Annotated in this window: 5 protein-coding genes; 2 read left to right on the top strand and 3 right to left on the bottom strand. The window is 58.3% G+C overall.

The window, feature by feature from the left end; translation table 11 throughout:
- Window positions 1–21 precede the first annotated feature (21 nt).
- Window positions 22–876 (bottom strand): formyltetrahydrofolate deformylase, encoded by an 855-nt coding sequence (gene purU, locus AAC035_RS16045; protein WP_339805910.1) that lies wholly within the window; start codon window positions 874–876, stop codon window positions 22–24.
- Window positions 877–1046: 170 nt separating this feature from the next.
- Between purU and ggt the strand changes: the two genes are divergently transcribed.
- Complete coding sequence (gene ggt / locus AAC035_RS16050) at window positions 1047–2786, top strand: gamma-glutamyltransferase (protein WP_339805912.1); 1740 nt, start codon at window positions 1047–1049, stop codon at window positions 2784–2786.
- A gap of 50 nt (window positions 2787–2836) precedes the next feature.
- Here the strand turns inward: ggt and AAC035_RS16055 are convergent, their stop codons facing one another.
- Entirely contained in the window at window positions 2837–3280 is a 444-nt protein-coding gene (locus AAC035_RS16055) for a thioesterase family protein (protein WP_339805914.1), read from the bottom strand.
- Between the two features lie 376 nt (window positions 3281–3656).
- On the bottom strand, window positions 3657–6767 hold the full coding sequence (locus tag AAC035_RS16060) for a hypothetical protein (protein WP_339805916.1): 3111 nt from the start codon (window positions 6765–6767) through the stop codon (window positions 3657–3659).
- A gap of 275 nt (window positions 6768–7042) precedes the next feature.
- On the opposite strand from AAC035_RS16060, the gene AAC035_RS16065 reads away from it, so the two are divergent.
- Window positions 7043–7715, top strand: a 673-nt coding sequence (locus AAC035_RS16065) for an AraC family transcriptional regulator (protein WP_339805918.1), incomplete at its 3' end; no start/stop codon positions are given.

The following is a 7715-nucleotide window of genomic DNA, read 5'->3' on the forward strand; positions in this document are numbered from 1 at the left end:
TACCACAAACGGGCAGGCCACTCAGTCAAAAACCACCGTCTTGTTTTCGTGGGTGATCACCCGGTCCTCAACATGAGCCCTCAGACCCCGGGCCAGCACGTTTTTCTCGACATCCTTGCCGAGCCGTACCATATCCTCAATGGAATCGCTGTGACTGATACGTATCACATCCTGTTCAATAATCGGTCCCTCATCGAGATCCTGGGTCACGTAGTGGCAGGTAGCGCCGATCAGTTTGACGCCTCGACTGTAGGCCTGATGGTATGGCCGGGCACCAGCGAAGGACGGCAGGAAGCTGTGATGGATATTGATGACTTTTCCCGGGTATTTGTCACACAGTTCCGCTGGCAGAATTTGCATGTAACGGGCCAGCACGATGATTTCAGTCTGGTAGGTCACGAACAGGGCATCAATCTCAGCGAAAGCTTCGGCCTTGTTTTCCCGGTTCACCGGAACGCAATGGTAGGGAATGTCATGCCACTCCACCATCCGGCGCAGGTCCTCATGATTGGAGATCACTGCAGCAATGTCGACGTTCAGCTCCTTGCTGTGCCAGCGATGCAGCAGATCCGCCACACAGTGGGATTCCTTGCTGCACATCAGCACCACCTTCTTGGGGGCGGCTGAATCAGCTATGTGCCAGCGCATGTCAAATTCCCGGGCAATGGGCTCAAACGCGGCGCGAAACTGGTCAAGACCAAACGGAATGGAACTGGCCTTGATTTCATGGCGCATGAAAAACCATCCCGCCTGATTGTCGGAGTGGTGACTTGCCTCGGTTATCCAGCCATTATAGGTGGACAGAAAATTACTGACTTTCGCAACAATACCCACCCGGTCCGGGCAGGAAATCACCAGACGGTATGTGTGTTCCATGGAACCTGTCCTTCTGAGAACGGGGTACGGGCAGTCGTGACCCGCAGGAAAAATGACCGGCTATGATAGCCCAATTCGGAACCGGAAACGAAGGGGGTGACAGCAAACCCTCACCAGCCCATTCAATCCCCTCGCTGCGGCAGGGGCCTATCAGACTACAGGACCAGGACATGCGTATTCCCTGCCCGATCCCACAATTTCGCCACACCCTGACCGCCCTGCTCCTGCTGCTGTACGTTGCGGCAGCACAGGCGGAAAGCCTGGCCATTCTGGAGGGCGAGCGACATCATCCACTACGCAGCACCCAGGGCATGGTCACCAGCAGTCATCCGCTGGCCACCGAAGCGGCACTGAACACCCTGAAACAGGGCGGCAATGCCGTTGATGCTGCGGTGGTTGCCGGTTTTGTACTGGCGGTGGTGCAACCCAGGTCCGGCAATATCGGTGGCGGAGGTTTCATGCTGCTGGCCCCCGGTGACGGCAGTCCGGTGACGTCTATCGATTACCGGGAAACCGCTCCGGCCGGAGCTACCCGGACCATGTTCCAGGATAACGAAGGCAACGTTGTGGCGGAGCGCAGCCGCTTCAGTCACCTGGCCTCCGGCGTGCCGGGCACCGTTGCCGGATTCGCGCTGGCCCTAGAGCAGCACGGCACGCTGTCGCTGGCGGAGGCCCTGGCTCCGGCTATCCGACTGGCCGAAGCAGGATTTGTGGTTCCCTACCGCTTCAGTGAAGGCCTGACCCAGGCCAGGGACCGACTCAAGCGCTGGCCTGAGACCGCCCGGGTGTACTACAAAGCCAACGGCGAAGCCTGGCAAGCCGGTGAGTTATTCCGCCAACCGGATCTGGCCGCCACCCTGACCCGCATCGCCCGACACGGCGCAGCGGAGTTTTACAGTGGTGAAACCGCGAGACGGATTGCCAGGGAAATGGCCCGCCATGGTGGCCTGATCACGCTGGAGGATCTGCAGGCCTATCGTCCGGTGGTCCGCGAACCGGTGAACGGCCGGTATCGCGATTACGATATCTATTCGATGGCGCCGCCCAGTTCCGGTGGTATCCACATCATCCAGATTCTCAATCTGCTGGAGCCTTTCCCCATCCGGGATTACGGCCATAACTCCGCACAAACCCTGCACCTGATGACCGAGGCCATGCGCCTGGCCTACGCCGATCGCTCGAAGTTCCTGGGTGACCCGGATTACGTGGGCGTTCCGCTGACCGGGCTCACCAGCAAACCCTACGCGGATAAACTTCGTCAACGCCTGAACCCCATGCAGGCCACTCCCTCCACCGAGGTCGGCCCCGGCAACCCCTGGCGCTGGGAAAGCAACGAAACCACCCATTATTCGGTGGTTGATCGCTGGGGCAATGCAGTATCAAACACTTACACGCTGAACTTCAGCTATGGCTCAGGTATTACGGTGCCTGGAACCGGCATTTTGCTGAACAATGAGATGGATGACTTCAGCGCCAAACCGGGCTTTCCCAATGCGTTCGGACTGATCGGCGGAGAAGCTAACAAGGTAGAGCCCGGCAAGCGCATGCTCAGCTCCATGTCACCCGCAATTGTCCGCCGTGACGGCCGCAACCTGCTGGTCACCGGTACCCCAGGTGGTTCCCGCATTATCACCACGACCCTGCAGGTGATCATGAACGTGATTGACCACGGCATGAATATCCAGTCAGCCGTAGAAGCACCGCGAATTCACCACCAGTGGCTGCCGGATGCCCTTTTCATGGAGCACGGCATCAGCCCGGATACCGTTGATCTGCTGGAAAGTCGTGGTCATGAGGTGAGGCTCACCAATGCCATGGGTGCCGCCCAGAGCATCATGATCGGCCCCGACGGCGTGCTTTACGGCGCCGCCGATCCCAGGCGCTCAACCTCCAGCGCCATGGGGCATTAACAGATTCTGCGGAAGTCAGCGGGTGGGACTCGCCCGCCAACCACAGGCTGTCAGTCAGTGGCTACCTGCAACTGCTCAAGAGCACTGCGGATACCCGCAGGGATAGCCACCGGCCGGTCTGTTTCCCGATCCACAAACACGTGCACAAACCGCCCCAGAGCACAGGCTTCGGCCTCTCCCTGGCGGAAAATGCCAATGTTGTAGACCACCGAACTGTTACCCAGCCGCTCTACCCGCAGCGCCGCTTCGACCATATCCGGATAGGCCAGCGGACTGAAATAGTCACAGGAGGAGTTCACCACATAGGCAATCTCATGGCCGTGGTGAATATCCAGTCCGCCCTCTTCTATCAGGTATCGGTTCACACTGGAGTCAAACCAGGCGTAATAGGTCACGTTGTTGACATGCCCATAGATATCGTTGTCTGCCCAACGGGTGGTAATGGTCTGAAAAGCCTTGAAATCTTCACGTCTAATCGCTTTATTGTCAGTCATGGAATGGCAGCCTGATAAGAAAGATAACAATTTGAGGATTTACAAAGTGTCGTATTTGATTCCATTCTACGGACAGAATGGGTGAATAAAAAAGATAATAGCCATGACGAACCGAATGTTCAGCACGTTGCCCCCCTGATCCTGTTGCGTCTGCTGTTTTCTGCTGGACTGGCCACTGACACTTATCTTCTCCCGGAAAACCGACAACGTCGAGCAGGTTATCGCAGATATCAACCGTGCCTGGTGCACTCTGGGGGAACAATCTTTGCCGGTGTCACACTGAACCTGATCATAAAAAACCCCGGCACAGGCCGGGGCTTTCGATTGCTCACAGGGTATGCCGACAGTGTCTGTCGGCATACCAGGACATCCGGCTTCAGCGTGAGGTGACCATACGGACACCACTGCCGGGAGGTGTGCAGGTAAAGGTAACGGGATCATCCCCATCGGCCGCCTGCTGCAACAACTCAGCCCTGGTCAGGGAAGGTGTTGCCCGGTCACCCGGGACGAACTTCTGATTGGCATTCAGCACCCAGCGCCTGGGCTGTCCACTGAATACCGCGGTTGCCACCAGATCACACTCCGCCCGCGGCGATGTCACCAGAGCCCGTTCGACCAGCAGATCGAGGCGGGACTGAATGTCCGCGCGATTGCGGTTGTCAGGGTTGACGGTGACCTGCTGACCGACCACCGGGTTCATTTCCGAGGGGAAGGCCAGGCTCAGCTGTTCCACCAGCAGACGACGACGCTGACCAAGGAAAATGAAGACCGGCGCGCTCAGGAAATTATCAACCGAGCCGGACGCGCCCTGATTGTCGAAACCGAAGCCACGGATCTGAGGCCCCATTTCCGGCCGCTCATCGCCGTTCTTGGCAAACATGCCAACCTTCTGGTACATGTTGCGCAGGTGCGGAATTTTCATGTCCTCCGCCACGTCGCCGCCTTCTACCGACATGGTGCCATCAGTACCGAACATATTGCGTTCCGGATCCAGCACGTGACAGCCGTTACAGGTGGTCACGAAGTCAGAGGTAACCGTATTGTAGACTTCCAGTGCTTCCAGCAGTGGCGCCGGCAGCCGGTTATCCAGGGGCGCCACCGGGTTCGGCGGATAGGTCAGCTCCATGGCGAAGTCGGTGAACGACTGCATTTCCGCCGATGTCAGTTCCGAGTCACGACGCAACAGGTCAACAAAGGCCCCGTTAAACTCCTTGAACGCAGCTTCTTCAAGGGTTTCTCCGGCGCGGCGGTCCAGCCCTCTTCTGTCACCCCGCCAGTGCAGCGGACCGTTGCCCTTCATGCCCCGCAGGCTCTGCGTGTTCATGGGACCTTTCATGGCATGGAAGGTCAGCACCCGGCCAGCAGCCGGCACGTTCTCGTTATACTCATTGGAGTTCTCGATGGTGGTGCCGTCCGGATTACCAAGATCCCAGGTCAGGTGGTCCATATCGCCAAAGATATGGCAGCCGGCGCAGGACGCATCGCCACGACTGGAAGTGTAAGCCGCGTCATACATAAACCGGCGTCCATCTACCACATGTTCCGGCTCGGGATTATGCATCGACACATTGACCACTTCCCTCATGGTGTTGCCGAGAGCAACCACCGACACGCCATTGTTGAAGCGGGTGGTCACAAAGGCCCGGTTGCGTCCTTCATCCAGCACAACGCCGGTCGCTCCGCCACCGCTCAGCGTGAGCTGATCTTCCTCCGACGGCTGGAACGAATCGTTTTCCAGAGACGCCGTGTCAAAGCGGGCCAGCTTTCCGGAGCCCATGGCTGCCATGTACAGAGTGGCGCCGTCGGAACTCACCGCCATTTCCAGTGGTGTGGCCAGGGCACGCTCGCGTTCGCTGTTGGTTCCCAGGTCGCGACGGTAGTCGATATGCTTGTTGAGATGGCGAGGCTGCGCCTGGTTGCCGTCAACTACGGTAATCCGGCTCTGGATGAAATTGCCATTCAGGGTGGTGGAGTTGTTGCCCGGTCCTTCAAAACGGACCACGTTATTGGCCTCCTGATTGGACACGTAGACCTTGCCATTGCGCGGGTTCACGGCAAGGTTGAAGAGCGTGGTGCCAACGCCGGAAGTGCGTGAAACAACACGGGGTACGGCGCCGGTGGCATCAATTTCAAACACGTCGTAATCCGGCAGCTCAAGCTTCACCAGATTGTTCCAGCTGCGCGGGTCTCTGCCGGTGGCAGGATCACCACTGTCCAGCCAGTTCTCGCCATCGAACTGAACAACCAGTCCGGTATTCGGCTGGCGGGTGCCGTCCGCTGACCGGACCGGACCGGGCTTGTCAAGACCGGTTCCGGAGCTGACTTCGTCAAGTACCGTAGTCCGGTTTCCGGAGTTGAAGACGGCAGTGTAAACCCTGGATCCGTCAGGGGTGCGGGCCAGGCCCCTGAGGGTATCCCCGAACATGTTGAGGATGGTCACGGGATCGCCGCCCAGCTGAAAACCGGGATTGCCGGTCTCGAATACCCAGACATCCGCCCGACCTACGCCCGGCGTGGTCAGCTGGGGGTCAAAGGGCACATTCTGGCCGCGATGAGCCGCAGTGATAAAGGCCCACTGGTCGTTATCACCGGCAAAAACGATATCCCTGGGTTCGTCGCCCACAAGCAGCGTGTTTTTCAGTCGTGCCGGTGAGGAGGATACATCGACAATACTGACGCTGTCAGAGAGATGGTTGACCACCCAGAGCTCACCGTCGTCCTTCAGGGCAACAGCCACCGGCTCCAAACCGACCGGTATGGTTTCGACGACTGCCGGCGTAGTGCCCGATACATCGAATACCTGAACCGTGTTGTCCGGGGTGTTCACCACGTACAGACGATTACCGTCTGACGACAGTGCCATCGGGCGGACGTGGCCGGACTCAAAGGTGACGAAATCTCCGGCCGCCGGCATCGGCTCATTGTCCCCCCCGGGAGGCGTATCCGGCTCTTCCGGATCCGGATTGCCACCGCCGGTGCCGCGGGAGCCTTCAAGCAGAATGCTTCCGAGGCGGACGGATTCAAAAAAGCTGTTGGCATCGATCCCGAAACGGAGGTAAATCCGGCTCTGACTTGCCATTGCCTCATCAAGGTTCAGGGTGATATTCCCTGACCCGGTGCGAACGGCCTCTAGCGGTACGAAATTCTGGCCGTCAGCCGATACCGCTGCAGTCAGCGCTTCGCCATTATCAAATCCGCGGATATCGCGATAGTAGCTGAGGGTGAGCTGCTGAGCGCCATTGACGCTGATAGCACCGGAGCTGATCTGGGTAGCGGCCGAGCCACCACCACGCAGACTGACACTGCCACTACTGCTGTATACCCTGCCCTGAGACTGGAACTGGCCAAGGCCGCTGTCAAAGTTCTCGGAGAACAGCACCTCACCCTGAGCCGTTACCACCGTAACAGCCAGTGCCAGCCCTGACAGATACTGTTTGTATGCCGATAGCCACTTCCTGTTGGGCGGCTGTTTTTGTCTGTTATTCATTGCAACTCTCCATCGTACATTCCGTCATATCTCCCTGGACAAGCAGCGCGTCACTCCCTGCACTGCCTCCGTAATGCCCTCAGGCATCGATCCATACCACTGTTACTGGAGGCGTCAGGATACGCCCCGGTCATTGGCAGTGATTTGTGCGGAATGATAATTCCGCGCCAACTGAGCACTTGATCACGCGCAAATCACCCGACATCCCGGACAATCCCTCCAGACCCAGGCAGTAATGGATCACGCCCGTGCGCGGGCATCAGGGAGGGACTCCCATGGAAAACAACAAAGGTCTGACACCAAGGGTGTACCTCTGGGAAAACCGGGTGCTTTACAGCGGTCCAGCCTTCGCTCCCCGTTACCGGTGTTATGGCAGTTCTGCGCTGGTTGCCAGCCTTGGACAACCAATGAACATTCACCGCCAGACCCACGCAGACGATCCGGTAACAACCCGGGCCTGCCTCATCCACCCCGGCCTGCCGGTCTATATCGATACCGGTGGCAGTCCGCTCGCCGTGGTTTTTCTGGACCCCATGCAACAGGATTTCGAAGCAATGAAAACCTCTGCAACCCTGGAACATCACGGTATTTTCCATGGTTTCCATCACAGTGGGCATATCGTCAGAGTGCTGGAGAACATCGCCGAATACGGAGGATCACCGGACCAGGCACTGGAGAGCCTGGGCAGCATTGGCCTGACTGAAATGACTCGCCCTGCAACCCACGGATCAGACCCCAGGCTGATCCGGGCCATTGACCTGATCCGTCAATCACGGACCGCCAGCATTACTACAGAAAACATCGCAGCGACGATCAGCCTGTCGGTACCCCGGGTCATCCAGCTGTTCCGTCAGCACATCGGTGTGTCTGCCGGTCGTTACCGGCAATGGCACAGACTGCATGCAGCGGTTCTCGGTGTCGCCAATGGCCATAGTTTTACCCAGGCAG

Source organism: uncultured Marinobacter sp. (genome assembly GCF_963974375.1).
Taxonomy (GTDB): domain Bacteria; phylum Pseudomonadota; class Gammaproteobacteria; order Pseudomonadales; family Oleiphilaceae; genus Marinobacter.

Excerpts from the sequence above, each read along its gene's own strand:
- ggt (WP_339805912.1), top strand. The coding sequence starts at position 1,047 with ATGCGTATTCCCTGCCCGATCCCACAATTTCGCCACACCCTGACCGCC.
- purU (WP_339805910.1), bottom strand. The coding sequence starts at position 876 with ATGGAACACACATACCGTCTGGTGATTTCCTGCCCGGACCGGGTGGGT.
- AAC035_RS16055 (WP_339805914.1), bottom strand. The coding sequence starts at position 3,280 with ATGACTGACAATAAAGCGATTAGACGTGAAGATTTCAAGGCTTTTCAG.
- AAC035_RS16060 (WP_339805916.1), bottom strand. The coding sequence starts at position 6,767 with ATGAATAACAGACAAAAACAGCCGCCCAACAGGAAGTGGCTATCGGCA.